Source organism: Vitiosangium sp. GDMCC 1.1324, assembly GCF_003044305.1.
Taxonomy (GTDB): Bacteria; Myxococcota; Myxococcia; order Myxococcales; family Myxococcaceae; genus Archangium.
Window position 1 is genome coordinate 736,267 of sequence record NZ_PZOX01000001.1, and the last position, 25,049, is coordinate 761,315.

Annotated in this window: 19 protein-coding genes; 9 read left to right on the forward strand and 10 right to left on the reverse strand. The window is 69.3% G+C overall.

The genetic code is table 11. The annotated features are described in order from the left end of the window. Nucleotides 1-84: 84 nt before the first annotated feature. Entirely contained in the window at nucleotides 85-3,759 is a 3,675-nt protein-coding gene (locus tag DAT35_RS02835; protein ID WP_108065309.1) for a lipopolysaccharide assembly protein LapB, read from the reverse strand. A 127-nt stretch (nucleotides 3,760-3,886) separates the two neighbouring features. Here DAT35_RS02835 and DAT35_RS02840 point away from each other — a divergent pair, with 127 nt between their 5' ends. Then, nucleotides 3,887-4,960, forward strand: coding sequence for a hypothetical protein (locus tag DAT35_RS02840; protein ID WP_233261267.1), 1,074 nt, complete (start codon nucleotides 3,887-3,889; stop codon nucleotides 4,958-4,960). A 40-nt stretch (nucleotides 4,961-5,000) separates the two neighbouring features. Here the strand turns inward: DAT35_RS02840 and DAT35_RS02845 are convergent, their stop codons facing one another. Together DAT35_RS02845 and DAT35_RS02850 are read right to left on the reverse strand one after the other, a co-directional pair. Continuing rightward, nucleotides 5,001-5,459, reverse strand: coding sequence for a universal stress protein (locus DAT35_RS02845; protein ID WP_108065310.1), 459 nt, complete (start codon nucleotides 5,457-5,459; stop codon nucleotides 5,001-5,003). A 257-nt stretch (nucleotides 5,460-5,716) separates the two neighbouring features. Further along, the gene (locus tag DAT35_RS02850) at nucleotides 5,717-6,523 is read right to left on the reverse strand and encodes a serine protease (RefSeq protein ID WP_108065311.1); all 807 of its coding nucleotides are present in this window, start codon (nucleotides 6,521-6,523) and stop codon (nucleotides 5,717-5,719) included. A 384-nt stretch (nucleotides 6,524-6,907) separates the two neighbouring features. On the opposite strand from DAT35_RS02850, the gene DAT35_RS02855 reads away from it, so the two are divergent. Continuing rightward, a complete protein-coding gene (locus DAT35_RS02855) occupies nucleotides 6,908-7,789 on the forward strand; it encodes an SDR family oxidoreductase (RefSeq protein ID WP_233261268.1) in 882 nt (293 codons plus the stop codon). 126 nt (nucleotides 7,790-7,915) lie between these two features. Here DAT35_RS02855 and DAT35_RS02860 read toward each other — a convergent pair whose 3' ends face one another. The 4 genes from DAT35_RS02860 to truD form a co-directional block, all read right to left on the reverse strand. Continuing rightward, entirely contained in the window at nucleotides 7,916-9,355 is a 1,440-nt protein-coding gene (locus DAT35_RS02860) for a hypothetical protein (protein ID WP_108065312.1), read from the reverse strand. An 8-nt stretch (nucleotides 9,356-9,363) separates the two neighbouring features. Then, entirely contained in the window at nucleotides 9,364-9,873 is a 510-nt protein-coding gene (locus tag DAT35_RS02865) for a hypothetical protein (protein ID WP_108065313.1), read from the reverse strand. Then, on the reverse strand, nucleotides 9,870-10,442 hold the full coding sequence (locus DAT35_RS02870; protein WP_199242803.1) for an RNA polymerase sigma factor: 573 nt from the start codon (nucleotides 10,440-10,442) through the stop codon (nucleotides 9,870-9,872). The genes DAT35_RS02865 and DAT35_RS02870 overlap by 4 nt, the downstream gene beginning before the upstream one ends. Nucleotides 10,443-10,559: 117 nt before the next feature. Then, complete coding sequence (gene truD / locus DAT35_RS02875; protein WP_108065315.1) at nucleotides 10,560-12,062, reverse strand: tRNA pseudouridine(13) synthase TruD; 1,503 nt, start codon at nucleotides 12,060-12,062, stop codon at nucleotides 10,560-10,562. A 96-nt stretch (nucleotides 12,063-12,158) separates the two neighbouring features. Here truD and DAT35_RS02880 point away from each other — a divergent pair, with 96 nt between their 5' ends. The 7 genes from DAT35_RS02880 to DAT35_RS02910 all read left to right on the forward strand — a co-directional run bounded on the left by DAT35_RS02880 (nucleotide 12,159) and on the right by DAT35_RS02910 (nucleotide 21,658). Next, nucleotides 12,159-13,118 (forward strand): hypothetical protein, encoded by a 960-nt coding sequence (locus DAT35_RS02880; RefSeq protein ID WP_108065316.1) that lies wholly within the window; start codon nucleotides 12,159-12,161, stop codon nucleotides 13,116-13,118. A gap of 66 nt (nucleotides 13,119-13,184) precedes the next feature. Further along, nucleotides 13,185-14,873 (forward strand): adenylate/guanylate cyclase domain-containing protein, encoded by a 1,689-nt coding sequence (locus tag DAT35_RS02885; protein WP_199242778.1) that lies wholly within the window; start codon nucleotides 13,185-13,187, stop codon nucleotides 14,871-14,873. Next, the gene (locus tag DAT35_RS02890) at nucleotides 14,870-16,834 is read left to right on the forward strand and encodes a serine/threonine-protein kinase (RefSeq protein WP_108065318.1); all 1,965 of its coding nucleotides are present in this window, start codon (nucleotides 14,870-14,872) and stop codon (nucleotides 16,832-16,834) included. The genes DAT35_RS02885 and DAT35_RS02890 overlap by 4 nt, the downstream gene beginning before the upstream one ends. A gap of 159 nt (nucleotides 16,835-16,993) precedes the next feature. Further along, the gene (locus DAT35_RS02895) at nucleotides 16,994-17,893 is read left to right on the forward strand and encodes a hypothetical protein (protein ID WP_108065319.1); all 900 of its coding nucleotides are present in this window, start codon (nucleotides 16,994-16,996) and stop codon (nucleotides 17,891-17,893) included. 51 nt (nucleotides 17,894-17,944) lie between these two features. Then, on the forward strand, nucleotides 17,945-18,715 hold the full coding sequence (locus DAT35_RS02900) for a DUF1963 domain-containing protein (protein WP_158501523.1): 771 nt from the start codon (nucleotides 17,945-17,947) through the stop codon (nucleotides 18,713-18,715). A 52-nt stretch (nucleotides 18,716-18,767) separates the two neighbouring features. Next, complete coding sequence (locus DAT35_RS02905) at nucleotides 18,768-20,144, forward strand: pyridoxal-phosphate dependent enzyme (protein ID WP_108065321.1); 1,377 nt, start codon at nucleotides 18,768-18,770, stop codon at nucleotides 20,142-20,144. Nucleotides 20,145-20,377: 233 nt separating this feature from the next. Continuing rightward, nucleotides 20,378-21,658 (forward strand): M20/M25/M40 family metallo-hydrolase, encoded by a 1,281-nt coding sequence (locus DAT35_RS02910; RefSeq protein WP_108065622.1) that lies wholly within the window; start codon nucleotides 20,378-20,380, stop codon nucleotides 21,656-21,658. Nucleotides 21,659-21,724: 66 nt separating this feature from the next. Here the strand turns inward: DAT35_RS02910 and DAT35_RS02915 are convergent, their stop codons facing one another. Genes DAT35_RS02915 through DAT35_RS02925 form a run of 3 tightly spaced genes read right to left on the reverse strand, consistent with a single transcriptional unit; the run spans nucleotide 21,725 to nucleotide 24,965 of the window. Further along, nucleotides 21,725-22,861, reverse strand: coding sequence for an ABC transporter permease (locus tag DAT35_RS02915; protein ID WP_108065322.1), 1,137 nt, complete (start codon nucleotides 22,859-22,861; stop codon nucleotides 21,725-21,727). Next, entirely contained in the window at nucleotides 22,858-23,862 is a 1,005-nt protein-coding gene (locus DAT35_RS02920; RefSeq protein ID WP_199242779.1) for an ABC transporter ATP-binding protein, read from the reverse strand. The genes DAT35_RS02915 and DAT35_RS02920 overlap by 4 nt, the downstream gene beginning before the upstream one ends. Further along, the gene (locus DAT35_RS02925; protein ID WP_158501524.1) at nucleotides 23,859-24,965 is read right to left on the reverse strand and encodes an HlyD family secretion protein; all 1,107 of its coding nucleotides are present in this window, start codon (nucleotides 24,963-24,965) and stop codon (nucleotides 23,859-23,861) included. The genes DAT35_RS02920 and DAT35_RS02925 overlap by 4 nt, the downstream gene beginning before the upstream one ends. Between the last annotated feature and the right edge of the window lie 84 nt (nucleotides 24,966-25,049).

Here is a 25,049-nt window from a genome sequence, read left to right on the forward strand (position 1 = left end):
AGTGTGGAAGGGGGTAGATGTGACATCTCACGAGCGGGCCTGGCGGGAGCGTGAGGCGCCCGCCAGACGCTCGGTCCATGGCCGCTAGGGATGGCCCTTCTGGGCCTTGCCGCTCTGGAAGAGCTCCTGATCCGCCTTCTCGCGGGGGTGGCCTCCCGCCAGCCGCATGTCGATGGCCAGCCCCAGCTCCACCTCTGGCCGCGAGAACACCGCCGCCGCGGCCTGCTCCAGCACCACGTCCCCCGCGGCCTTCGCGAGCACCCAGTCGTCCATTTCGGGCGCTCCCTTGATGCGCTCCCGTGCGTGCTCGGCGGCCTCCTTCAGCTCCGGCTGCGTCCGCAGCACCGCCGCCACCTCCGCGCCCGCGGGACCCGTCAGCGCATGGTGGACCAACGCCGTCGTGCTCTGGGTGCGCCGCTCCTCCTTCCACACCTTCGCCAGTGCCTCGGACTTCGCCATCGCGCGCTCCACCGCCGCGATGGCCAGCACCTGCTCCAGGTCTCCGCTCGCGCCGAGCTGCGGCCAGAGCTTCCCTGCCTGGCGGTAGGCATCCAGCATGGTGTCGAGCTGCTCCGGCTTCTGCTCGAAGTAGTCCTTGCTCACCAGCGTCTCGCCCAGCAGGTGCCACGCCGCCGCGATCGTCGGAGCGTGGTTCGTCTGCTTCGCCCGCTTCAGCGCCGCCTCGGCCAGGGCCACGTTCTGGACCGCCCACTTGCCGAGCTGTGCATCCATCTCCCCGGACTCCCACTTGCGGCGTGCCACCGCCTTCCCTCCTCCCTCGAAGGGCGGCAGCGTCTCGAGCCGCTTCGCCAGCGCCGCCAGGCCTCGCTCGTCCCGGTGCCGCCGCAGCCACTGCAGCTGACGCTCCCAGGCCGAGGCCTTCCCCGGTGCCAGCGTCTGCTCCTGCTGGCTCAACTCCTGGCTCCGGCGCAGCGAGGGCTCCGCGTCCATGGCTCGCAGCACCTCCTCGCGCAGCGGACCTTTGCTCAGCACGCCGAGCAGCTCCTCCGCATCTCTGTTGCTCAGGTGCAGAGGCTTCGTGCGTATCCAGCGCTCCAGTACGGTGACGGTGCCCAGGAACTCCTGCGCGTCCGCGAGGTTGCCCACCACGAGGGCGTTGTCCGGCGCCAGCCGCACCGCGTCCTCCAGGTACCGCACCGCCGAGCGCAGGTGCGCCATGTCCGCCGTCACCTGGAACCGGGACATCAGTGTCGTGGCCGTGTTGTTGGCGGCCACCGCGTTGTGTTTCGCCTCCCGGGACCGGTAGGCCACACTCTTGGCCAGGGCCCGATCGGCATCCTCCAGCCGGCCCTCGCGCAGGGCCCGGTGCGCCTCCAGCTCCAGCAGCTCATTCTGGATGCTCGGCGAGCTCAGATCGCTCTTGCGCAGCCACTTCTCTTCCTCGTCCGGGTCCGTGGCCATGCGCGACAGGAGGGAGGCCGCGGTGTGCTTGGAGGCCTCGTCCGTTGCGGTGGCGTACACCTCCTCGCACAGGGGCGTGGCCTGGTCGATCCGATCCAGATCCCGGTAGACGTGGGCGACCTCCAGCGTGAGCTCCGGATCCTTGCGCTCCACCACGCCGCGCAGCTCCTTGTCACCCTCCTTGGCGCGGCCGAGCCGGTGGTACACCTGCCCCAGTCCCAGGTGGAAGCGCGGATTGCCCTCGGCCTCCTGGCGGATGGAGAGGAAGACCCGCTCGGCCTCGCCGAGCAGCGTGCGGCGCGCCTCGCCCTCCGCGTCGTTGGCCCGCTGCAGCTTCACCATGCCCAGCATGAGCGTCGCGGGCACCACCGACTCGTGGCGCAGGTACTCGCCGCGCAGTTTCTCCAGGCGGGGGTCCGACTCCATCTGCTCGGACATCCACTCGCGGAAGATCTTCCTCTGCTCCTCCTCCTGACCGGAGGCCTGCTCGATCCGGGTCTCCACCGCCTTGGGGAGCTGGCCCGCGCGGGCCCGCGAGACGAGCCGTTCCTGCACTGCCTGCGCCTCCTCCTCGTACTGGCGCTGCACGCGCTGGAAGGGCGCCAGGCGCTCGGCGACGAAGGAAGACAGCACCGCATCCGCCTCGGCCAGCTGGCCCAGGTCGCGATGGCAGATGCCGAGCATCATCCGGGTCTCACCCGTGAGGCGCCCCACGGGCCCGAGCGCCGTCAGGGTGGCCAGCGCGCCCTTCGCGTCACCCCGGCCGCGCGCCAGGCTGGCCACCGCCACCGCCAGCTCCTGGTTGCCCGGGGACGCCTTCAGGGCCTTGACGAGCTTCGCCTCGTCTCCTTCCGTGATGAGCGCCTCGTCGTTCGCATGTGCGGTACGGGCCGCCGCCAGCCGCGAGCGGTAGAGGGCGACCTTGTCCTTCCGGGACTTGTCCTGGGCCTTGTGGCCCATCCACTTCTCCACCGAGCTGGAGGCCTCCAACCACAGCGAGGGCGCCTCGCCGAAGGTGTCGATGAGGGCCTGGGCCGCATCCAGGGCCTCCTTGGCGGGGAGCTCGACGTAGAGCGCGAGTGCCTGCAGCGGTTGCTCCTTCACGAGCCGATCCGCCAGGGAGCGTTTCAGCTCCACCTGCCGCTCCTTCAGCGCCGGATGCTGCGTGGCCACGCGCAGCGCCGACTCCACCACCGCGAGCGCTGCCCGTGCATCCTCCATCGTCTCCTGGCCGATCTCCCGAGCGCAGCCGTCGAGCCGATCCCCCAGCCGGGTCGCGGGCGCTTCCTTGTAGGACCCGGCGGGCAGGGAGTCGATGCCGGTCACCACACGGCCCACGGCGTCCACCGTGTCCCGAGTGCAGGGCGTGGGCAGGCCCGCGAGGCTCAGGCGCACCACGGCGTCCGCCGCGCTGGTCCGCACGGAGTCATTGAAATGCGCGTCGATGACGGAGCGGTAGCGCTCGAGCGCATCCTCGCGCGAGAGCGTGGCCTCCGCCGCCTGGGCCTCCTCCAGCGCCAGCCGGGCCAGACGCTCCGGCGAGTGCAGGTAGCCATTCACGCCGGACCAGAGGACTGCCCCCGCGATGCCGGCGAGCACCAGCCTCTGCCATGCGCGCGTCACCGGGCCGAGCGACTCCTTGGCGAAGAACTGGTACGCGTTGCCGTCCACCTCTCGCACCCGGTAGGCGGTGAGCGGGAACACGGGGATGAAGAGCAGGCTGATGAAGTACGTGGCCACGTAGGTGCCATCGGGGGCCTCGTCGCGCTTGCCGTACAGCCCCACGCCGCAGCCGTTGATGCGGAAGAGGGCGGGGGCGCCCGTCAGGGGCCGCGAGCCCCGCAGCGCCTTCTGGGCGGCGTCCTTCAGTGTCTTCTGGCGGGCCTCCTTCCCCACGCGCTTGAGGACCACGTCCGCCGCCTCGAAGCGGCCATGGCCCAGCAGCCACACCGCGTGCTGATAGAGACAGAAGAGCTCCGGCTCCCCGAGCCCCGCCTCGAGCTCCGCGCGTTGTGCGGCGTCCTCGGTGATCCGGAAGGCCTTCTCCAGCATGCGGCGGGCGCCCTCGGTGCTGCCCGCGGCGTGCAGGAGCGCCGCGGTCCGGGCGGCCATGTCCGCCACGCGCTTGCGGACGAGCGTCTTGAGCTCGGCTTCGTCGGCCTCCTCCAGCGCGCCGGCCAGGCCTTCGAGGACCTTGTCCATGCCCTCGCGCGCCATGTCCACGCGGACCTTCATGCCATTCCAGTCCGTGCGAGCCGGATCCGGCTCCAGCACGTCCTCGGCGAGCAGCCCGGCCACGTGTTTGAGGTTCTCGGCCAGTGCGTTCAGCCGTTCCATTGCTTCCCCCCTCCAGGAGATAGGTGCGCGCCGGACCATAGGCGATTCGCGGTCGAGGCGGCGAGCCCTGGTATCCCGGGCGCTGCTCTTGCAGGACAATGCGGATGGACTTCGAGGAGGACCCCTTTTGGAGCTGACGAACCACCGGCGGGACCTGGCCATCTGGGGGTACGCCCTGGGCTACTTCGCCTGCTATGCGCCGTACAGCGCGCTCACCAAGGCGCTTTCACTCGGAGCTCTGGAGGGCATGCCTCGCGGTGTCTCCGGCTTCGAGCTGCTGCCCTGGAGCACGCTCGCGTCCGGGGTGGGCATGTTCCTCTTCCTCACCGCGCGGGGCTGGTGGCGGTACGCGAGCACCCGCACGGTGCTCGGCGTGCGAGTTCCCTTCCCTGGCCCGTGGACGTTCCTCTCGGGACTGTGCTCCGCCGCCATCATCGCCACCACCACGCTCGCCTACACCTTCAGCGGGACGTCCATCGTCTTCATGATGCTGCTCATGCGCGGAGGGGTGCTCATCCTCGCTCCGTTGGTGGACGTGCTGAGCCAGCGCCGGGTGGCGTGGCCTTCGTGGGTGGCGCTCGGGTTGAGCTTCGCCGCCGTGGGCGTGGCCACCGCGCCGGGCGTGGACGCCCGGGTCTCCGTCGCGGCGCTGGTGGACCTGGGGGTGTACCTGCTCGGCTATTTCTTCCGGCTGCGCTTCATGAGCCACCTGGCGAAGGGACATGACGCCTCGGCCAGCATCCGCTACTTCGTCGAGGAGCAGATGGTGGCCACGCCCGCGCTCGTGGTGGCCCTGGTGGGGGCGGCGCTCATCGGCGAGGGGCCGGTGCTCTCCGACATCCGCCATGGCTTCACGGAGTTGCTCGTGCGCGGGCGGGTGCTCGAGGAGCTGCTCGTGGGGGTGCTGTCGCAGGGGACGGGCGTCTTCGGCGGCCTCATCCTGCTGGACCACCGGGAGAATTCCTTCAGCGTCCCGGTGAACCGCGCCTCCAGCATCCTCGCGGGCGTGGTCGCCACCGGGCTCCTCTCGGTCCTGTTGGGCCTGCCGGGCGCGGGGAAGCGGGAGCTGCTGGGGGCCGCGCTCGTGATGGGGGCCATGCTGGTGCTCGGCCTGCCCACCGTGCTGAAGGCCCGCCGGGCGGCGAAGCTGGCCTCACGGACCCCGGGCCCGGAGTCCGGGATGGGTGCTCCGGAGAGGTGAGGGCGCGGCGCGAGTGGTCTCCGGTCACCGCGCCCGCGGGCTACTTCTCCTCGGTCACGTGCAGGGTGAGGACGGGGCACTTCGCGCGGGTGATGACCTTCTGGGCCACGCTGCCCAGCAGCAGCCTCGGCAGGCCCCGGCGGCCATGCGTACCCATGACGATCAGCTCGAACCCGCCGAGCTCGGCGACGCGGAGGATGGCCCCGGCCGGCTCGCCCACCTCCAGCCGATGGGTGATGGGGACGGGGCCCTTGAACGAGCCGATGAGTGTCTCCAGCTCCTTGCGCGCCGCATCGAGCGCCGTCTTCTCCAAGGACTGGGGGTTCCAGCCAGGCGCGGCCACCAGGAGGTCCGGCGCCACGTACTGGGGCGGCTCCCAGGCGTGCATCACCTCGATGGAGGCATTGAACGGCCTGGCGAGCTGGATGGCGTAGTCGACGATGTTCCGGGATCCTTCCATCAGATCCAGGGGGACGAGGATGCGAGAAGGCGTGGGCATGGCTGCTCCCTCCGTTGTCGCCCGGACCCTGGAGCGGGACGCGGGCTCTGTGGGCCCTTATCTCTGGAAGATGCGTGCCAGGGGCGCTTCAGGCGCGGGGGAGTGTCCGTGCGCAAACTCTTCCGAGGGTCGAGCAAGCAGGCGCAAGCCTTGCGCGTGAGGGGAAAAAGAAACGGCGGCCCCGTGAGGAGCCGCCGTTTCCTCCCGCGCCTCACTGGGAAGAGGGCGGGAGTCCGTGTCAGGTGGAATGCCCGGGACTACAGGCCGATGGTCGCCAGGCGCGCCTTGATGGCGGAGGCCTCGACGCCCGTGTTGTAGGAGCTGCTGCTGTAGTTGGAGCCGACGCCCACGTGGTGCAGGCCGATCACCTGGTGCGCGTAGGTGGAGCCCGCGGCGCCCAGCACCGGCGAGCCGGACGAGCCGCCCAGGGTGTCCGCGTTGTACGACAGCTCGTTGCTGCTGTAGTTGGTGTTGAGCACCGAGCCCGGCGAGTACTTCTTCGTGGGCACGCAGCTCGGGGTCGCGTTGTAGTCGCAGTTCTGGTGGACGATGTACATCGCGGAGCTGTTGGAGGCGTTGCCGCTGGCCACCGTGAGCTTCCCGTACACCTGGCCGGGGAGGTAGCCGTTGAGCGCCTTGCACTGGATGACCGTCATGTCCTCGGCCGTCCAGGTCTTCACGAAGGTGGAGCAGTCGTACCAGATGCGGTCGGCGGAGGCGACGCCGTCCTCGTAGTTGAAGGACACCTTGGCGCCCACCGCGTCCGCGCTGCTGCCGATGCAGTGGTTGTTGGTGATGACCTTGTCATCGGCCACGAGCCACGCGGTGCAGCGGGTGCCCGCGGCGGGGATGGACAGATATCCCACCGCCTTGGAGCGGGCGCGCTCGGTGCTGGTGGAGCTCAGCGAGGTGGCGCTGCTCCAGTTCACCGAGCCCACGATGACGGGGGACTTGGTGGAGGCCAGATCCGAGGGCTCCGCGTTCGGAACGTCCATCGGCAGCTCGGCGGCACCGCAGCCCGTCAGACCGACCACCAGAAACGCACGAACAATCTTCAGGTTCATAGGGAGGGGGGTTTCTCACTCGCGCGGGAGTGCGCGGGGCATGCCCGATGGCACATGCCGTGCCAGTGGTCCGCCCTCACCGTCCTCCCTCTGGAACTGTCCGCGTCATGCGCCGCGAGTGGAGCACGAACGCTCCCGCCTCCGGATTGCAGATGTAAACGGACTGCACAAACCGAGAGAAAACCCGAGCTGGTTCCGGCGGTTGCCCGGCCCGCTTCCCTGTCCTGGATTAGAACAGGGGAATCCTTGGAATCGTAGCGAAACTGGACGGTGATTGGCGTTCACATGGAGTGAAGGTGGCCCGGAGGGCGTCCGGCCCGGCGCGCCATGTGTGAGGTGGTGCGCGTGCCTAGCTTTCCTGTTCGTCGAGGCAAGGAGGAGCCCATGCGTCCACCCATCGATGCCGGAACCATCCTCATCACGGGGGCCTCCTCGGGGATTGGGCGGGAGCTCGCACGGCAGCTCGCCCGGAGGGCCCGGACGCTGGTGCTGGTGGCGCGCCGGGAGGAGCGCCTGGAGGCGGTGCGCGACGAGCTGCTCCAGCACAACCCGACCCTGGGGGTGATGGTGGAGCGGTGCGATCTGGCGCACGTGGAAGAGGTGGACTCGCTGCTGGACTCGCTGCACCGGCACCTGGTGAGGGTGGACGTGCTGGTGAACAACGCCGGCCTGGGGGACTACAGCCTCTATGAGCAGGAGAGCTGGTCACGCATCCATCAGATGTTGCAGGTGAACGTGACGGCGCCCCTGCTGCTGATCCACCGGCTGATGCGGAGGATGGTGGAGCACGGGCGCGGCGGCATCCTCAACATCAGCTCCGGGGTGGCACGGACGTTCGTGCCGGGGATGTCCGTCTACGCGGCCACCAAGTACTTCCTGGATGGCTTCACGGAGTCGCTGCGGTTGGAGCTGCACGGGACGGGGGTGGTGGTGACGCAGGTGGCGCCCGGACCGGTGGACACCGAGTTCCGCGATGTGGCGGGCTCGCGGGAGCGCGCTGGCAGGCCTCCGAAGTGGATGCGCATCTCCGCGGCGCAGTGCGCCCGCGAGGCCATCGAGGGGTTCGAGCGCGGCGCGCCCCTCGTGTACCCGGGTCTCGCCTACCGGTGGATGATGCGGCTGTCATCGCTCATGCCGCGCGGGGTGTTGAGGGCCTCGGGCCTGCCGGCCGCGAAGCAGCTCCGTTACGGCACCTCGCTGCTGGAGCCCGCGCACCCGGATACGGGTCGGCGGGTGCTGCTCGCCGGGGGACCCGAGGGGACATGAGCCTCGGATGCGGCTGAGGTGAGGACGAGGTGGGGATGAAAGACTCCGGGGGGCGACCCGAAGCGCCCCCGCGCCTCGTTTCTCCCCCCGGAGGGGTGCTGCGTGTCTTCTAGGGACGCCCGCCGCTCAGGTGGGCATGCGGTCGGAGATGATGGGCTCCGGGATGCCCCGAGGGCGGTAGCCGAAGCGGGTGCGGATGACCGCGCCCAGGGCCACCATCGTCGCCATCGTCAGCACGAGCGGCCCCAGCACCGGGATGCGGCCCAACACCAGGAGGATCAGCAGCCCCACGGCCAGCACCATCGCCTGCGTCTTGCGGCTGCTCGGGATGGGCAGCTTCGCGCCCAGCTCGCTCGCCACCGCCGCGAAGCCCAGCGCCGTCACCAGGGGCACCACCACCGTCAGGGCGAGCACCAGCGGGATGCCGATGATGGTCACCGTGAGCACCACGAGGGTGGGGATCAACGCGAGCGCTCCCAGCAGGCCCACCACGCCGCTCTTCACCGGCTGCGCCCGCACCTCCGCGCCCAGCTCCTTCATCCGCGCCGGGAAGAAGAGCTGTCCCAGGAAGCCCGCGCCGAAGAGCATGGCGAACGTCAGGAGGAAGCCCGCGAACCCGGGGCCGTCCCGATCCTCGTGCTTCTCGGCGTCGTCGTCATTGTCGTTGTCGGAGGAGGGCTGCTTCTTCGCCTTCTTGAGGCTCTCCTTGATTTCCCCCGCCACCAGTCGGCCGATGTTGGCGCCGCCGAAGGACTGGGTGCTGCCCTCCACTTGCGCCCCGTCCTGCTTGAGGACGGTGCCGCCGAAGGACGACACGTCGCCCTCCACCACCGCGCCCGGGGCTAGCACCACGTTGCCGCCGAAGGCATGCGCGTCACCTTCCACGTGGCCGGAGACCTCCAGGTTGCCGCCGAAGACGACCGCGTCCTCCTCCACGTGCCCCTTCACCGTCAGGTTGCCGCCGTAGACGACCGCGTTGTCCACCGTCTCGCCTTCCTTCACCTCGAGCGAGCGGCCGCTGGCCACCGCGTCGTGCGAGCCCCGTTTGGAGCGGCGCACCTCCTTCAGCTTCTCGCGCACGCGCTCCTTCACCTCGTCCTCGTCCAGGGCGCTCTCGGCGACCTCGTCGTTCACCTCCGGAGGCGCGGGCGGCGTCGGCGGTGCGATGGCGGGCTGCGGAGGCGCCGGGACGTCAGCCGTGGGAGGCTTGGCGCCGGACATCCCCTGGGCCTTCTCCTCAGGCGTCAGCGGGCGCAGGGTGTAGATGCCGTTGTCCTGCTCGAACTTCAGCGAGTAGGCGCGAGCCACCTGGCGCAGGGCCTGCTCGGCGCTGATGTTCTTGAGGCGGACCTCGGTGGGGGAGTCCAGGTCGCCGGTGACGACGACGTTGAGGCCTCCCTCCTCGGCGATCTTCTGGATGGCATCCCGGAGCGAGCCGCGGAACTGGATGTTGACGGTGTCCTGGGCGCGGGCCTCGGCCTTGGGGGTGGGGGCCTGCGTCTGGGCCAGGGCGAGGGGCGAGGCGAGGAGGACGGCGGGGAGCAACAGGCGCTTGGAGAGCTTCATGGTGACACTCACGCTTCCGAGGGGGTGGGGCCGCTACCGGCCAGCCGCTTGATGCCGAACAGGGACGAGAGAAGGAGGGCGGCGAGCAGACCGGCGACGGGAGCCGCGGCGGTGCTCCACAGGGCGCGCCCACCACTCAGCAGCGCGTCGAAGAAGGCCTTGCCGTCCACCACGAACCGGGCCAGCGCGGTGCCGGCCCCGCTCAGGGCCGCGTCGCTGGAGAGCAGCACTCCGAGTCCCACCGCGAGCGAGGCGGCCAGGATGGACACGCCCGTCCACAGCTCGCGGCGCAGGGGCGTGGGCTCGGCGGCGACCCGCGCCATCACCTTGTGCACCAGGTCCGGAGGGGGGAGCGGATCCGCCAGCCGGGACAGGTCCTTCTCCAGCAGCCGGTGCTCCTCGATGATGGCGGTGCACAGCGGGCAGTGCTTCGCGTGCTCCAGGGCGGGGCCTTCGCCGGTCTCCAGCTCGGTGAAGAGCACCTCGAGGTCCGGGCACTCGATGATGTTGGGGGTCATGTCGGCTCCTCCGGGCTCATCTTCTTGCGGAGCTTCTCCCGGGCCCGGAACAGGCGCGCCATGATGGTGCCGGGCGCGCAGCCCAGGACCTGGGCGATCTCCTTCGTGGTGCGCTTCTGCACGTAGTAGAGCGCGAGCACCTCCCGGTCGTCCGCGGACAGGGTGGCGAGTGCCGCTTCCAGGGACTGGCGCTCCTGGCGGGCGATGGCGCCCTCTTCGAGCGAGGCCTCCCCGCTGGGGAGCACCTCCTTCATGGACTCGAGCTCCTCCGTCTTCACCTTGGTGCGCCGGCGCAGCAGGTCCAGGCACAGGTTGCGGGTGATGGCCATCACCCACAGGTCGAAGGGACGCGACTCGTCGTACTTGTGCAGGTTCTGGTAGGCGCGCAGGAAGGCTTCCTGGGACACCTCGGACGCCTCGGCCTCGTTGCCGAGCAGGCGCAGCGCCAGGCCGTACACCGGGCGCTGCACACTGCGCACGAGCGACTCGAAGGCCGAGGGATCTCCCCGCCGGGCGGCCACGACATTGGCCTTCCAGGGCGGGGCGACGGCGTCATCGGCCACCAGCATGCCGATGGCCCGGGCGAGATCCGTGACGTTTGCTGCGTCGAGAGCGAGAGCGTTCACGCCCAGGTCTACGGAACATGGTCCTCCCCATTGCACCGCCGGAAAAATCGGCGGGCAACGTCATTTCTTCTTCCGTGATTCCGGGCGTTTGGCTGCCTGGTCGCGCCGGGCCTGCTCCTTGGCGTCCTTTTTCTGGCGCTGGCGCTCGCGGAAGCCGGGGGAGGGCTGGGAGGGCCGGGTATCGACGACTTCCCGCGCCTGGGGACGCCTGCCCGGGGAGGGGGCGGCAGGGGTGGCCGGGGAGCGGCGGGCTGCCTTGGGGGCGGGCAGGGGAGGCGTGGGGGCGGGGGCCTTGCGGGGACCCCGGGGGGCGAAGGCTGTGTCCCCGGTCTCCTCCCGGTCTTCCACGGGGGCGCGCCAGGAGTCGCGGATCTGCTGGGCGCTCTCCTCCTGGTAGGCGAAGTGGAAGAGCCGCTTGATGACGAGCGTGGCGTAGGCCCCCGGGGGCAGGGTGAAGGCGACGTTGACCTTGAGGAAGCCCCGGTTCAGGTCGTCGTTCTGGACGCGGCCGACGACGAGCTTGTGGGGGACGACGACGGTGGGGCGCTCCTCGTGCTTGAAGTAGAGCATCCGCGGGGCCTCGGGGACGCGGAGGTCCTCCAGGGCCAGCTTCTCGCGGCCGAGCACCCAGTCCACGGCCTGCTTCACCTTCGGATCCTCAATGCGGGTGTCCGGGGCGAGCAGGGGGAAGGTGGACTCGCGCAGGGTGTGGAGCACCTCCGGGTCCGCGTCGCGGTGGAAGAGCAGGGTGCCCGCCTGGTACTTCAGGGGGAAGAGGTTCTCGCGAGACAGCAGTAGCTGGAGGTAGCGCCGCACGCCCTCGTTCCAGAGGTAGCTCTGGTAGGTGAAGAGCAGCATGGCGCGGTAGGACGCGTCGATCTGCAGGAAGGCACGCAGGTAGTCGCTGGGGTGCTCGCGCAGGGACTTGAGGATGCGGTGGTACTTCTTGGTGCCCTCGAAGGGCACGCGCGCATCCCACCGGCCCCAGTTGTCGCGCCAGAAGGCCTTCACCTTGGCGTCCTCGGACCGGTCCAGCTCCGAGGGGCGCGCCAGGTAGTTGCGCAGCGCGGCCTCGAAGTCGCCGCGGATGAGATCCTTGGCGATGAAGCCCTGGCCGTGCTTGAGCGAGCCGAAGCGCTGGCTGTCGAAGTAGTTCACCACGCCCAGCCGGTTGATCTCCGCGGCGGCCAGGTTGAGGGGGCCGACGGCCTCCTCCGTCAGCATGCGCACGGTGACGGCGAAGCGGTTGGAGGTGATGTTGGCGGCGGACAGGGGCTGGTCCGTGCGCCCCAGGTACTTCAGGCGCAGGTCGGGCTCCTGCATGTCCACGTCCGCGCCATCCACCGCGATGAGCTGCTCGGTGCGGCCCTGCTTGTCCTTCAGGCCGCAGTAGGAGATGGAGCCCGGCTTGAGGCCGAACGCGTCGCGGATGCGGTCCGCCGCGTCGAAGGTGGACAGCTTCTGCTTGTCCATCAGATAGACGCGGTGGCGGCCGCTGGCCACCTCGTCGAAGCGGTAGGACTCCTTGACGGAGAAATCCTCGGGTTTCTGCTTGATTCGCACGGGGCTCCCTTAACAGCCAGAGCGGCCTCAGAGGAAGGAACGAATGGCCGGGGGCCTGACAACCGGACAGCCGGCGGCGTAACGTGCCGTCCCACCATGAGATCGCTCCTCCTGCTCGCCCTGCTGATGGGGACCGGTTGTGCCTCCACGCTCTCCTCCATGCAGACGGCGAAGCCGCTGGCCCGGGGCCAGTTCCAGGTGTCCGGCGCCATGGGCGTCTTCGTCCCGGCCAGCCAGATCGTCACCCTGGTTGACGAGGGCATCCAGCAGGGCAAGGCCATCAAGAAGAGCATCGACAACGATCAGCGCTATGAGCTGTCCGAGCAGGACGCCCAGCGGCTGCTCGGGGTGGGCATGGCGCTGGCGGTGGCTCCGCCGGGCACGGCCAACGAGCTGATGGTCCGCGCCGGCCTGCTGGAGTCCAACCGCCTGGACGCGGGCCTGCGTCTGAGCTCCACCTCCGTCCGGCTCGACACCAAGCTGCGCCTGGCGCATGGGGGCGATCCCGACGACTCGCTCCTGCCCGATTACCGGCGCCACTCCTACGACCTGGCCATTGGCGTGGGCGTCGCCCGGCACATCTTCAACAGCTACGTGCTGGACGCCCTGGAGATCGTGAAGATCGACGAGTTCTCCCGCTGGGACGTCGAGGTCCCCGTCTACCTGAGCATGGACCTGGGGGACATCTTCAAGGTCTACGCGGCCCCCAAGTACATCTTCAGCCACACCTCCCTGGACGCGAAGCTGGTGGACTACTCATTGGCCGGCAAGGACGTGTCGGGCTTCGACCTGACGCTGCCCGCCAGCGTGTCCAGCCATTTCTACGGCGCCAGCATGGGTCTTGCCCTGGGGTACAAGTACGTCCACGTCTACGCCGAAATCACCGCCGGGTACTCCTACTGCCGCCCGGTCATCTTCGGCCAGCAGCGCGACCTGGGTGGGGTCACCCTGTACCCATCGATCGGGATTGCCATCAAGAACCCCCTGCCTCTGGGCACCGGTGGATTCCGGCCGGATTCTCCGGTAAGCCCGGAAAGCCCGGTGTCCATCCCGTGAGCCCGTCCTCCAGGCAGACGTCCGTGGCCGTTCCGGTACCCCATCGCCTTTGGTAGTGTCCGCGCAGTGTCTACCCCCTCCTCCAAATCCACGGGTCCGCGGGGACCGCACCTCAAGGGGCGCTTCCCGGATGGGACGACAGGAGAGTTCGCGCTCGGGGAGCTGACGACCCTGGGGCGGCACCCGTCCAACACGCTGCGGTTGGTGGACCGCGAGGTTTCCAAGGAACACGCCACCATCGAGCGGATGGGGCGGGACTTCATCCTGCGAGATCTGGGCTCCTCCAACGGGACGTTCGTCAACGGGCGGCGCGTGGCGGAGCTGCGGCTGCGCGACGGGGATGAGATCGCCCTGGGCGCCTCCAAGCTCGTCTTCCACACAGGAGAGGCGTCGGGTGTGGCGCCCGCGGTGGCCGCTCCGCCGGTGCCGGGTCCCAACTCCAACCCGGGGCGTGCCGGTCCCCGGGTGACGGTGGTGGCGCAGTCGCACTCCATCCCCGCGTTCCTCGCGCAGATGGATCAGCAGGTGCCGCAGAACTTCCGGCCCGCCGAGCAGATCCAGGAGCTGGCCACCCTCAAGCGCGAGTACGAGAAGCTGCGCATCGCCTACGAGTTCCACCGCCAGGTGAGCCAGCAGGGCGAGCAGACGGATCTCTTCGAGCAGATCCTCTCGGTGGCCTTCCAGCTGCTGGCGGCGGACCACGGCGTCATCCTCAAGCGGGGCTCGGACGGCCAGTTCAGCCCGATGGCGGTGAAGCACCGGCCGGGCAGCCCGGTGAACGTGATGGTGTCCGACACCGTGCTGCAGAAGGTGGCCGAGACGAAGAAGGGCGTGCTCACCGCGGACGCCATCATCGACGAGCGCTTCTCCTCCTCGGAGAGCATCGTGGCGCAGGGCATCCGCTCGGCCATGGCGGTGCCGCTCTTGTCCAAGGGCAAGCTGGAGGCGGTGCTGTTCCTGGACTCGCGCCAGCAGACCAACGCCTTCTCGGAGAAGGATCTGACCATCCTGTCGGGCATCGCGGCGCAGGCGGCGATCGCCCTGGAGAACGCGGCCCTGGCCGCGCAGATTCAAGCCGAGGCCGTCACCCGCGCCGAGCTCAGCCGCTTCCTGTCCCGGGCGGTGGCCGAGGCGGTGATCCGCGGCGAGACGGATGACCTGCGTCAGAGCCGGCTGGCGGAAGTGACGTGCCTGTTCGCGGACATCCGTGGCTTCACCACCCTGTCGGAGAACGAGTCTCCGCAGGAGGTGGTGTCCATGCTCAATGAGTTCTTCACCCTGATGGCGGGCGTGGTGTTCCGCCACGAGGGGAACCTGGACAAGTTCATCGGCGACTGCGTGATGGCGGTGTGGGGCCCGCCGCTGTCGCACCCGGATGATCCGGCGCGGGCACTGCGCGCGGCGCTGGAGATGCAGGACGCGGTGGAGGTGCTCAACGGCTCGCGCATGGCCGCGGGCAAGCCGCCCATCGAGGTGGGCATCGGATTGAACACCGGCCAGGCCGTCGTGGGCTACATGGGCAGCACCGAGCGCCATGAGTTCACCGCCATTGGCGATACGGTGAACACGGCCTCGCGCCTGTGCGGGCTGGCCAGGGGCGGAGAGGTGGTGGCCAACGAGAGCACCATCCACAAGGCCGGCGATGGTTTCGAAGCAGAGCCCTTGCCCATCACCCAGGTGAAGGGCAGGGAAAAGGGCGTCCAGGCGTATCGGGTGATCGGGCTGGAGATCACCAACAACTCCAAGGGCGGATGAAGACCCAGAACTGTCCCAGCTGCGCTCGTGCGCACGACGTGAGCGGTCTGTCCGAGGGTCACCAGGTGACGTGTGCCTGTGGCGTCCTCTTCGCCGTGCGTGTGTCCGCGCCGGCCGCCTCCGTGCAGCAGCCCGAGCTGTCCGAGCCCACCATTTTGCGTCCCTCGCTGCCCGTGGTGGGGGCGCCGGTCGATACGCGCGTGCCCGAGGAGGAGGGCACCTTCGTCGGCTCGGCGATGCAACTGCCGGGCTACGAGCTGGTGCGGGTGCTGGGCCGGGGCGGGATGGGGGAGGTGTGGCAGGCGCGGCAGAAGTCCCTGGGCCGCATGGTGGCGGTGAAGGTGCTGCCGCCGCGGCTGGCGAAGGATCCCGAGTTCGTCACGCGCTTCGACAAGGAGGCCACGGCGCTCGCGGCGCTCAACCACCCCAACATCGTGCAGATCATCGACCGGGGGGTGGCCGGGGAGCACTACTTCTTCGTGATGGAGTTCGTGGAGGGACGCTCGCTGCGCGAGGTGATGCGCCAGCTGTCGCCCTCCGAGTCCCTGCGCGTGGCGCTGCAGGTGGCGCGCGCCATGGAGAGCGCGCACGACAAGGACATCATCCACCGCGACCTGAAGCCGGAAAACATCCTGCTGGACGGGCGCGGGCACGTGAAGGTGGCGGACTTCGGACTGGCGGGCATCCGCCGGCCGGACTCGAGGCTGCAGCTCACCGCCACGGCGGTGGCCATGGGGACGCTCAACTACATGGCCCCGGAGCAGCGGCGGGACGCGAAGAACGTGGACGGGCGCGCGGACCTGTTCTCGTTCGGCGTGGTGCTCTACGAGATGCTCACCGGCGAGCTGCCGGTGGGGCGCTTCAAGCTGCCCTCCGAGCGCGTGCCCGGTCTGGACTCGCGGGTGGACGCGGTGGTGGCGCGGCTGCTGGAGAACGAGCCGGGAGCGCGCTACGCGCGGGCCGCCGAGGTGTGCCAGGCGCTCGAGGCGCTGGTGACGAGCATCTCGCAACCGGCGTTGCCGCCGGGCCTGGCGCAGGCTCCGGAGCGGGACAGCGTGGTGCGCCGCCGGCTGAAGTGGGGCTGGCGCAAGGTGAGCACCGTGTTCACGGCGCTGGGCGTGCTGGTGGCGCTCTCCGCCGGGGCGAGGAAGGTGCTGGGCAAGGTGGACCTCTTCCAATGGGGTGACACCAAGGTGGTGCTCGGCTCCTGGGGTCCGCGGTTCGCGCCGGGCGACAAGCCGTGGCCGGCGAACACCGAGGGAGACCTGTTCGTGAGCTCCATGGTGGAGGATCTCGCGGACGGGCGGGTGCGCCTGGGCGTGGACTTCGTGGCGGGCGAGGAGGAGCTGAACGCCCACGCGGGGACGTGGACGCTGGTGGACGGGCGGCTCCATGCAATCCAGGGCGGTAATGAGGCGAGCGGCGGGCAGCTGATTCCCCGCGCGTACCTGGCCCACCGCTACTTCTCCAGCGACGACTTCTCCGCCGAAGTGCTGATGAGCGCGCAGCCGCTGGGCAAGGGCTACACCGAGGAGCCGGACGCGCAGCACTACGCCGAGCTGTCCTTCCGCGTCACGGGCGTGCAGGTGTCTGTCTTCGCCATTCCGGACGCGGGCATGCGGCTGAGCTGGAGCTACACCACCGCGGACGGCAAGGAAGTGGTGGGCAACAGCGCGCAGGACGTGGAGAGCCTGGTGCAGGACGAGACGCCGGTTCCCCAGGGCCCCTTCCGCGTGAAGCTGCAACTGAAGAAGAAGAAGAACGGCGTGGAGGTGGAGGCCTACCTGAACGGCGGCAGCGAGCCCTTCGCGCACAAGTTCCTCGAGGGCCTCCAGGGGCGCTCGGCGAAGGTAGCGCTGGGCTGCCGCAACCTGGTCTGCACCTTCGACGACGTGGTGGTGCGAGGCCTCCAGACGGAGAAGTCCAAGCACAACAAGGTGGCGGAAACCCAACAGGAGTGACGGGAAGGCTCCTCCTGGAGGGCGAGTCCGTGTCCGGTGGTGCACGGGCGCATGGCCCTGGTGTGCCCTTGCCGTGTCGAGGGGACGGGCGCACCTTTGGCCGGGCCGGGGCCCGAGCGTGGTGGTGGGCCACGGTGCGGGTTCCGGGCAGGGGGAGCCATGGACTTGCGGTGGGCATTTGCCCCGCTGTACGCGGCGGGCCTGGGTGCACTGGTGATCGCGGCGTTCTCCTTTGGGAGGAAGGATGCCCGGACCTTCATGCCGCAATGGCCGTTGGCCTGGTTCGGGCTGCTGGCGGTGCTCTTCGCGATCGTCGCGCTGAGATACCGGGCCGGTCCATTCATGTATGTGTCCCCGGGCGTGCTGGGCGACGGCCTGGGCTTCGCGCTGCTGGTGGTGGCGGCGGGGCTGGCGGTGACGGGCTCTCGGGTCCGGGTGCGCGCGGATGTGCTGAGGGCTGAGGCGCCCCGGAGCATTGACGAAGGCGTGGCGGCCCTGCGCGAGGGACGCTCTCCGGGGTGGGGCGTGTACCGGGGACGGCTGGTGTCGAGCGATCAGGTGACATCGCCGGGCGGAGTGGTGTGCGCCTTCTACGAGGCGGAGCTGCGCGGCGTGATGCCGGACGGGAGCAAGGGGTCGCTGCTGTCGGTGGAGCGGGCGTATGCGCCGGTGTTGCAGGTGAGAGGCGAGCGGGCGGAGGCGGCGGTGAGCTTCTCGCCCAAGTTGTTGCTGGCGCCGGTGCGGATCCGCCGCTGTCAGATGGGCAAGCCGCTGACGGAGACGGGGACGGGAGTGCCGGCGGAAGGCCGGGTGGTGGAGGAGGCGCTGTCGTACGAGCGGGTGGGGAAGCTCGGCGAGGAGTGTCTGGTGGTGGGAGAGCTGAGGAAGGGCCCGGTGCCGGGAGTCTACGAGCTGCGCGGGAGGCAGGGTGGACCGGCGATGGTGATTCTGGGCAACGCGGGCGAGGGGACGGGCACGGTGCTGACACGCCGGGCGTGGAGGATGTTCGTGGCGGCGGGAGGGCTCACGGTGGCCGCGGCCTGGGTGCTCGCGGGCTGAAGAGACTCGCCTTGCGGGAACGCTGGCCGGCTGGTCATGATTTGCCGCCTGATGACGACGGACCTGGACATTCGGTTCGAGCAGGAGCTCAAGCGTCTGCGCTCACCCGCGGCGCGCGTGCACGAGACGCAGGAGCCCTGCGAGGATGTACTGGGCAGCTTCATCGGCGGGCACCCCTACTTGGAGGCTGAGCGCGAGTGGCCTGTCTGCTGCTTCTGCCATCGGCCGATGTCGTTCACGGTGCAACTCCACGCCCGCGACCACGGCATCATCCTTCCCGAGCGCCTGACCCTCCTCTCGCTCTTCGTCTGCAACCATGAGGACTGCAAGCGCCGATGCAGCCTGAGCTACGCCGAGCACGGGGAGAACTTCAGGGTGTACGCCTATGCGAACCCCGCTCCTTCCAAGCACCGGGCGCGCTCCATCCCCGCCGGTCAGCCCGAGAAGGTGCGCCGCCGGCTGCGCTTCGAGGAAGGCTGGAGCCTGCCGGATTGGACGATCGTGGAGGCGCGGGATCCTCTGGGCATCCTGGCGCGCTGGCAGGCCGAAGGCGTCACGAACCCTGGCTCACGCTATGCGCGGGTCAGCAGGAAGGTATGCCCCGTACCGATCGACGATGCGTTCAAACGCTTCGTAGGAGGGTGGCCTGCATGGACCAACCTGTCCGATAAGACACCGCTATGCGCAGGCGAGCCCATGCTGCACCTGTTCCAGGTATGGGACAGCCTGGGTGGCATCCGCTTCTACGAGCAGGCCTCGCTCTTCTACTGCCCGCTCCACCCGAGCGACGACGAGTTCGAGCTCGTGTTCGACTACACCTGAAGGGACGGGGTGAGGGTGCCAGGGTCCCGCGTTGGCTGTACTCTGAGCGACCATGCGAATCGCTCCGCCCCCCGTCGACCTCCTCGGCCTCATCGGCAACACCCCCATGGTGAAGGTGACCCAGCTCGACACCGGACCGTGTGAGCTGTTCCTCAAGCTCGAGAGCCACAACCCCGGCGGCTCCATCAAGGATCGCATCGGCCTGTCGATGATCTCGGCGGCGGAGAAGGCGGGTCAGCTCGGGCCCCACCAGATGCACCTCGTCGAGGCCACCGCGGGCAACACCGGCCTGGGCCTGGCGCTCGTCGCCGCGCAGAAGGGCTACCGGCTCACCCTCGTCATCCCGGACAAGATGAGCCAGGAGAAGGTGCTCCACCTCAAGGCCCTGGGCGCCGAGGTGGTGATGACCCGCTCGGACGTGGAGAAGGGCCACCCCGACTACTACCAGGACATGGCCGAGCGCATCGCCCGGGAACTGGGCGGCTTCTACGTCAACCAGTTCTCCAACCCGGCCAACCCGCTCGCCCACGAGACCACCACCGGCCCGGAGATCGCCGCGCAGCTGGGCAACCGGATCGATGCCATGGTGTGCGGCGTCGGCTCGGGCGGCACCCTGGGCGGCCTGTCGCGCTACTTCGCCAAGGCCATCCCCGAGTGCGAGATGGTGCTCGCGGACCCTCAGGGCTCGGTGCTCGCGGACTACGTGAAGACGGGCAAGATGGGCAAGGCGGGCTCGTGGGTTGTCGAGGGCATTGGCGAGGACTTCCTGCCAGCCAACGCGGACCTCTCCCGGGTGAAGAAGGCCTACAGCATTCCCGACGCGGAGAGCCTCGAGACGGCGCGCATGCTGCTCAAGAAGGAGGGGATCCTCGCGGGCTCGTCCTCGGGGACGCTCATCGCGGCGGCGCTGCGCTACTGCCGCGAGCAGACCACGCCCAAGCGCGTGTGCACCCTCGTCTGCGACAGCGGCAACAAGTACCTGTCGAAGATGTTCAATGACTTCTGGATGGCGGACCAGGGCTTCCTGCCGCGCCAGTCTCATGGCGATCTGCGCGACGTCATCACCCGCCGCTACGCGGAGCGGGCGGTGGTCACCCTGTCGCCCACGGACACGCTGCTCGTCGCCTACGCGCGGATGAAGCTCTACGACGTCTCCCAGTTGCCGGTGCTCGAGGGGAGCAAGGTCGTGGGGATGATCGACGAGTCGGACCTGCTGCTCGCGGCGATCAACGACGAGACGCGCCTGCGCCTGCCGGTGCGCGACTTCATGTCCACACGGTTGCAGACCGTGGACGTGAGCACCCCGGTGCCCGAGCTGCTCACGCTCCTCGACAAGGGCTTCGTGCCCATCGTCGTGGACGGGGAGGAGTTCATCGGCCTCATCACCCGCATCGACCTGCTGAACCACCTGCGGCGCAAGCTGCGCTGAACGGCGCGTTTCCCTCTGTCAGATCGGCCGGAGCGGCTCCTCCCGCCCGGACGTCCCCGCCTTGGATTGCCTGGACCGGAACTGTTCTGGATCTCACAGTCGAGACCATTCCGTTACAGGCTGAATCTAGATCCAGCCCGGCATACGCGGATAAGTCCGGCCTCCCGGCGAGGCAGGAAATGCGCGCCAAGCTGGAATTCACTGAAGGCATCATCCATCGCAGGGAGCACTGTATGGGAACGAAGAAGTTCGGTGCGGTTGCGTTGTGGTTGGTGTGCGCCACGCCCGCGTTCGCGGGCTCACAGGACTCGTTCGCGGGTCCTCAGGACAAGGAGGTGTGGATCACCCTCGGTACGGACGTACTGGAGACGGCACGGACTTCACTCCGGGGACCGGGCCGGGAGCTGCCCGCCGCGGCGCACGAGAAGGACGGAGTCGCGGTGGTACGCGTGCGCGAGTCCCAGCTCGAAACGCTGGCCGGGCTGGTGCACGACAAGCTCAACCGATGCGCGGGCTTCATCGCCCATGACACCGAGCAGGAGGCGCTGGCGGCGGTGGAGGCCAGCAATCCCTCGCGGGCCCTCCAGACCCTGGTGAGCTACACCATCGACAACGCCACGACGGCGAATGCGCTGCTGTCTGCCGTCCAGGAGGCCAACATCCGGAGCACCATCACGTCGTTGTCCACGAAGTGGACCTCGCGCCGCCACAACCTGCAGTCGGGCATCGACGCGGCCAACTGGCTCAAGAGCCAGTGGACGACCCTCGCCAACGGGCGCAGTGACGTCTCGGTGTCGCTCTTCACGCACTCCGCCTCCGTCACTCCGCAGCCGTCCGTCATCCTCACCATCACCGGCACCACGCTGCCCAACGAGGTGGTGGTGCTCGGCGGGCACCTGGACTCCATCAATGGCAGTGGCTCCTCGTACAGCGCGCCCGGCGCGGACGATGATGCCTCGGGCGTGGCCTCGCTCACCGAGGTCATCCGCGTGGCCATGGCCAAGGGCTATCGTCCGTCGAGGACGGTGAAGTTCATGGCCTACGCCGCCGAGGAGATTGGGCTCAAGGGGTCGGCCGCGATTGCCGCTCAGCACAAGAGCAGCGGCGTCAACGTGGTGGGCGTGTTGCAACTGGACATGACCAACTACCGGGGCTCCAGCTACGACATCGTCCTGGTGTCCGACTACACCAACGCCGCCCAGAACACCTTCCTCACCAACCTCATCAGCAAGTACCTGCCCGGGGTGACCTCGACCAGCACCCGCTGCGGCTACGCGTGCTCGGACCATGCCTCCTGGTACAACCAGGGCTACGCGGCCTCGATCCCCTTCGAGGCACTGATGGGCCAGGACAACCCGTACATCCACACCGCGAACGACACCCTCACGCAGACGGCGGGCAGCGCGCAGAACTCGGTCAAGTTCGCGAAGCTCGCCGCGGCCTATGTGGCCGAGCTGGCCAAGGGCACGGCGACCTCCAGCCTGCAGCCGGAGGACGCCAGCACGGGCCGGTGATCCGAGGTTGAGCCGTTCATCGCCCCGGGGCCGTGGCTCGGAATGCCGCGGTCCCGGGGGCCGAGGTCACGCCGTCACCTTGTGGAACTGGCGCACGCTCAACCCCAGCAGCACGGTGGAGATGGCGATCAGCGCGAGCACGTTGGGCAGCAGATCCATCAGCCCCGCGCCGCGCAGCACCACGCCGCGCATGATCTCCACCATGTGCGTGGCCGGAAGGACCCGGCCAATCGCATACAACGGCCGTGGCAGGCCGGACGCCGGGAAGATGTACCCGCTGAGGAAGACGGACGGGAGGAAGAAGAGCTGCGCCAGTTGCTGGGCCTGCGCCTGGGTCTTCGCTCGCGTGGAGACGAACAGCCCCAGCGACAGCAGCGAGAACAGGTACACCACGGCCATCACGAAGAGGAACACCAGGTTGCCCTGGATGGGCACCTGGAAGGCGAAGCGCATCGCCATCAGGATGAGGGCCATCTCCCCCATGCCCAGGATGAGGTAGGGCGCCAGCTTTCCCAGCATCAGCCCGAGCGGGTGCACCGGCGTCACCAGGAGTTGCTCCAGCGTGCCCTTCTCCCGCTCGCGCACGATGGCCACTGCCGTGAGCACCGTGGCGACGATCTGCAGCAGGATGGCCACCAGTCCGGGGATGATGTAGTTGGCCGTGCGGCCACTCGGGTTGAAGAGGACGAGGGGATGCGCGTCGATCACCGGCTGGGCCGCGGCTCCCACCCGCTCGGAGATCGTGTCCAGATTCACCTTCGCCGCCACCCCGTTCACCGCCGCCAACGCCTGTGCGCTCACCACCGAGTCCGAGCCGTCGATGAGCACCAGCACCGAGGCTCGCTTCGACGGATCCGCCTGCGCGCGCGCGGCACCGAACTCGGGTGGCAGCACCACGCCCACCCTGGCCCGTCCCTCGACGATCCGCTCACGGGCCTCGCGCGGGTCCGACGTCACCGCCACCACACGGAACGTGTCGGTGGCCTCGAGTTGCTCCACGAACTGCCGGCTGGCGCTCGTCCGATCCTGATCCACCACCACCGTGGGCACGTGCCGCACCGTCTGGTCCAGGAACCCGAACAGGGTGAGCTGGAAGAGGGGAATGGCCAGCGCGGCGATGAGCGTGGCCCGGTCCCTCACCACGTGGACGAACTCCTTCTGCATGATGGCGACGAAGGAGTCCCAGATGCGATGCGTGCTCATGGATGCACCTCCGCGAGTTCGGTCCGGAGGACTCGGCTCTCCGGATCCTCCCGCTCCCGAGCGGCCTGCTCGGTGAGGGCCACGAAGACGTCCTCCAGCGAGGGCGTGATGGGACGCACCTGGGCGCCGGGGAAGCCCGCTTCTTTCAGCCGGGCGAGCATCTCCGCGTCCTCCAGGCCCGTGTCCACCAGCGCTTCCACGGACTGTCCGAAGAGGGTCGCTCCACGGCACCAGGGCACGGTCCTCAGGTAGGCGAGCGCTCGCGCGGGATGGAGGGTCTCCACCGCCAGGCGGCGCTCTCCCGAACGGTGGACCGCGGGCAGCCGCTTGAGCTCCTCCGGCGTCCCCGTGACGAGCAGCTTCGAGAGGTACAGGTACCCCACCTCGCCGCAGCGCTCGGCCTCGTCCATGTAGTGCGTGGTGACGAAGAGCGTGACGCCCTCGGCAGCGAGCAGGAAGAGCAGATCCCACAACTCTCGCCGGGCCACGGGATCGATGCCGGCGGTGGGCTCGTCGAGGAACACCACCTGCGGCTGGTGCATCAGCGCCGCCCCCAGCGCCAGCCGCTGCTTCCACCCGCCCGACAGTACTCCCGCGCGCCGATCCAGGTACGGACGGATGTGCGTGAGCTCCACCGCCGCCTCCAGCCGCTCGCGCGCCCGAGTCCCGGACAGGCCATAGATGCGGGCGTAGAACCGGAGGTTCTCCAGGACGGTGAGGTCCTCGTAGAGCGAGAAGCGCTGGCTCATGTAGCCGATGCTGCGGCGGATCTCCTCGCCCTCGCTCGCTACGTCCAGCCCGAGCACCCGCGCGCTGCCCCCGGAGGGTGCCAGCAGCCCGCAGAGGATGCGGATGAGCGTGGACTTGCCGCTGCCGTTGGGCCCGAGCATTCCGTAGATGGAGCCGCTGTGCACCTCCAGGTCCACGCCATCCAACGCGGTGACGTCCCCGAAGCGCCGGGTCAGCCCCTGGACGGAGATGGCGGGCTGGGGTGTGCTCACTTCGGCACCGTGACGTAGGCCGCCATCCCCGAGCGGAGCTGTTGCTGGCCCTCCTCGCGCAGGCCCACGCGCGTGGCGAAGACCTGCCACGCACGCTCGTCCGGCGTCTGGAGGTTGCGCGGGGTGTACTCGCCCTCGGAGGCGATGTTCTCCACCACGCCCGTGAAGGTGCGGCCCGGGAAGGAGTCCACGCGCACGGGGACCTCGCTCCCTGGCCGCAGCTTGCCCAGGTGCGTCTCCGGTACGTAGATGCGCACGTAGAGCTGATCGTCCTCGACCAGGGTCGCGGCGGTGGCGTTGGGCTGGAGCAGATCTCCCGGCCGCAGATCCAACGACTCCACCCGCGCGGCCAGGGGGGCGCGGATGGTGAGCTCGTTGAGCGCCACGTCGATGGCCTCCAGCCGTCCTCGCGCGGCCTCCACCGCGCCCTGCTGCGCGCGGATGTCCGCGTTCGTGCCTTGCTGCAACTCCTGGAGCTGGGCGTGGCGGGCGTCCCGGGTCGCGCGGGCCTGCCGGAGCGAGGCCTCGGCGGTATCGAGATCGGCGCGGGTATTCACCTGTTGCTGGAAGAGGGAGCGGGCCCGCCGCGCGTCCAGCTCGGCCTTGTCGAGGGCCACCTGGGCCGCGGTGAGCTCGGCGCGGGCGCGGGCCACCTGCTCGGCGAGACTGCCCGTCAGGGGCGGGCGTGGCTCCACGCGGGCCGGGCCTCCCTGGGCGCGTGTCTTGCCCATGTCCTGGGGACGGGTGTGGCCCATCATCTTGTCGAGCGCGGCCTGGGCCTGCAGGAGCTGGCCTTCCGCCTGGAGCCGCTGGGCGTTCAGGTCTCCTGCTTCCAGCTGGACGATCGGCTGACCTGCTTCCACGCGCTCGCCCTCTTGCACGAGCACCTCCTTCACCCGGCCACCCACGCGCGAGCCCACGGCGATGTCACGGGCCTCCACGGTGCCCGCCCAGGTGTATGGCTGGCGAGCGGCCCAGGCGCGGTAGCCCGCCCAGGCGATCAGCGCCAGCACCACCACCGCCAAGGGAATGAGGCGCCGGGGCTGCGCTCGCACCTTGCGAGCAATCGCCACCCGGCGAGGCAAGGCCGCTGCCGTCCCCATATAGGCCACCATCCCGGGCACGCACCCCACGCGCCGTGCCCTGTGAATCCTCTCGTCGAGGGTTCGCACGAAGGGAGAAGGGGA

Bases quoted from the DNA above. Each gene is read 5' to 3' on its own strand.
- DAT35_RS02905 (WP_108065321.1), top strand. From the start codon at position 18,768: ATGCGAATCGCTCCGCCCCCCGTCGACCTCCTCGGCCTCATCGGCAAC.
- DAT35_RS02895 (WP_108065319.1), top strand. From the start codon at position 16,994: ATGGACTTGCGGTGGGCATTTGCCCCGCTGTACGCGGCGGGCCTGGGT.
- DAT35_RS02855 (WP_233261268.1), top strand. From the start codon at position 6,908: ATGCGTCCACCCATCGATGCCGGAACCATCCTCATCACGGGGGCCTCC.
- DAT35_RS02850 (WP_108065311.1), bottom strand. From the start codon at position 6,523: ATGAACCTGAAGATTGTTCGTGCGTTTCTGGTGGTCGGTCTGACGGGC.
- DAT35_RS02835 (WP_108065309.1), bottom strand. From the start codon at position 3,759: ATGGAACGGCTGAACGCACTGGCCGAGAACCTCAAACACGTGGCCGGG.
- DAT35_RS02870 (WP_199242803.1), bottom strand. From the start codon at position 10,442: ATGCTGGTGGCCGATGACGCCGTCGCCCCGCCCTGGAAGGCCAATGTC.
- DAT35_RS02900 (WP_158501523.1), top strand. From the start codon at position 17,945: ATGACGACGGACCTGGACATTCGGTTCGAGCAGGAGCTCAAGCGTCTG.
- DAT35_RS02860 (WP_108065312.1), bottom strand. From the start codon at position 9,355: ATGAAGCTCTCCAAGCGCCTGTTGCTCCCCGCCGTCCTCCTCGCCTCG.
- DAT35_RS02890 (WP_108065318.1), top strand. From the start codon at position 14,870: ATGAAGACCCAGAACTGTCCCAGCTGCGCTCGTGCGCACGACGTGAGC.
- DAT35_RS02910 (WP_108065622.1), top strand. From the start codon at position 20,378: ATGGGAACGAAGAAGTTCGGTGCGGTTGCGTTGTGGTTGGTGTGCGCC.
- DAT35_RS02925 (WP_158501524.1), bottom strand. From the start codon at position 24,965: ATGGGGACGGCAGCGGCCTTGCCTCGCCGGGTGGCGATTGCTCGCAAG.
- DAT35_RS02915 (WP_108065322.1), bottom strand. From the start codon at position 22,861: ATGAGCACGCATCGCATCTGGGACTCCTTCGTCGCCATCATGCAGAAG.
- DAT35_RS02865 (WP_108065313.1), bottom strand. From the start codon at position 9,873: ATGACCCCCAACATCATCGAGTGCCCGGACCTCGAGGTGCTCTTCACC.
- DAT35_RS02880 (WP_108065316.1), top strand. From the start codon at position 12,159: ATGAGATCGCTCCTCCTGCTCGCCCTGCTGATGGGGACCGGTTGTGCC.
- DAT35_RS02845 (WP_108065310.1), bottom strand. From the start codon at position 5,459: ATGCCCACGCCTTCTCGCATCCTCGTCCCCCTGGATCTGATGGAAGGA.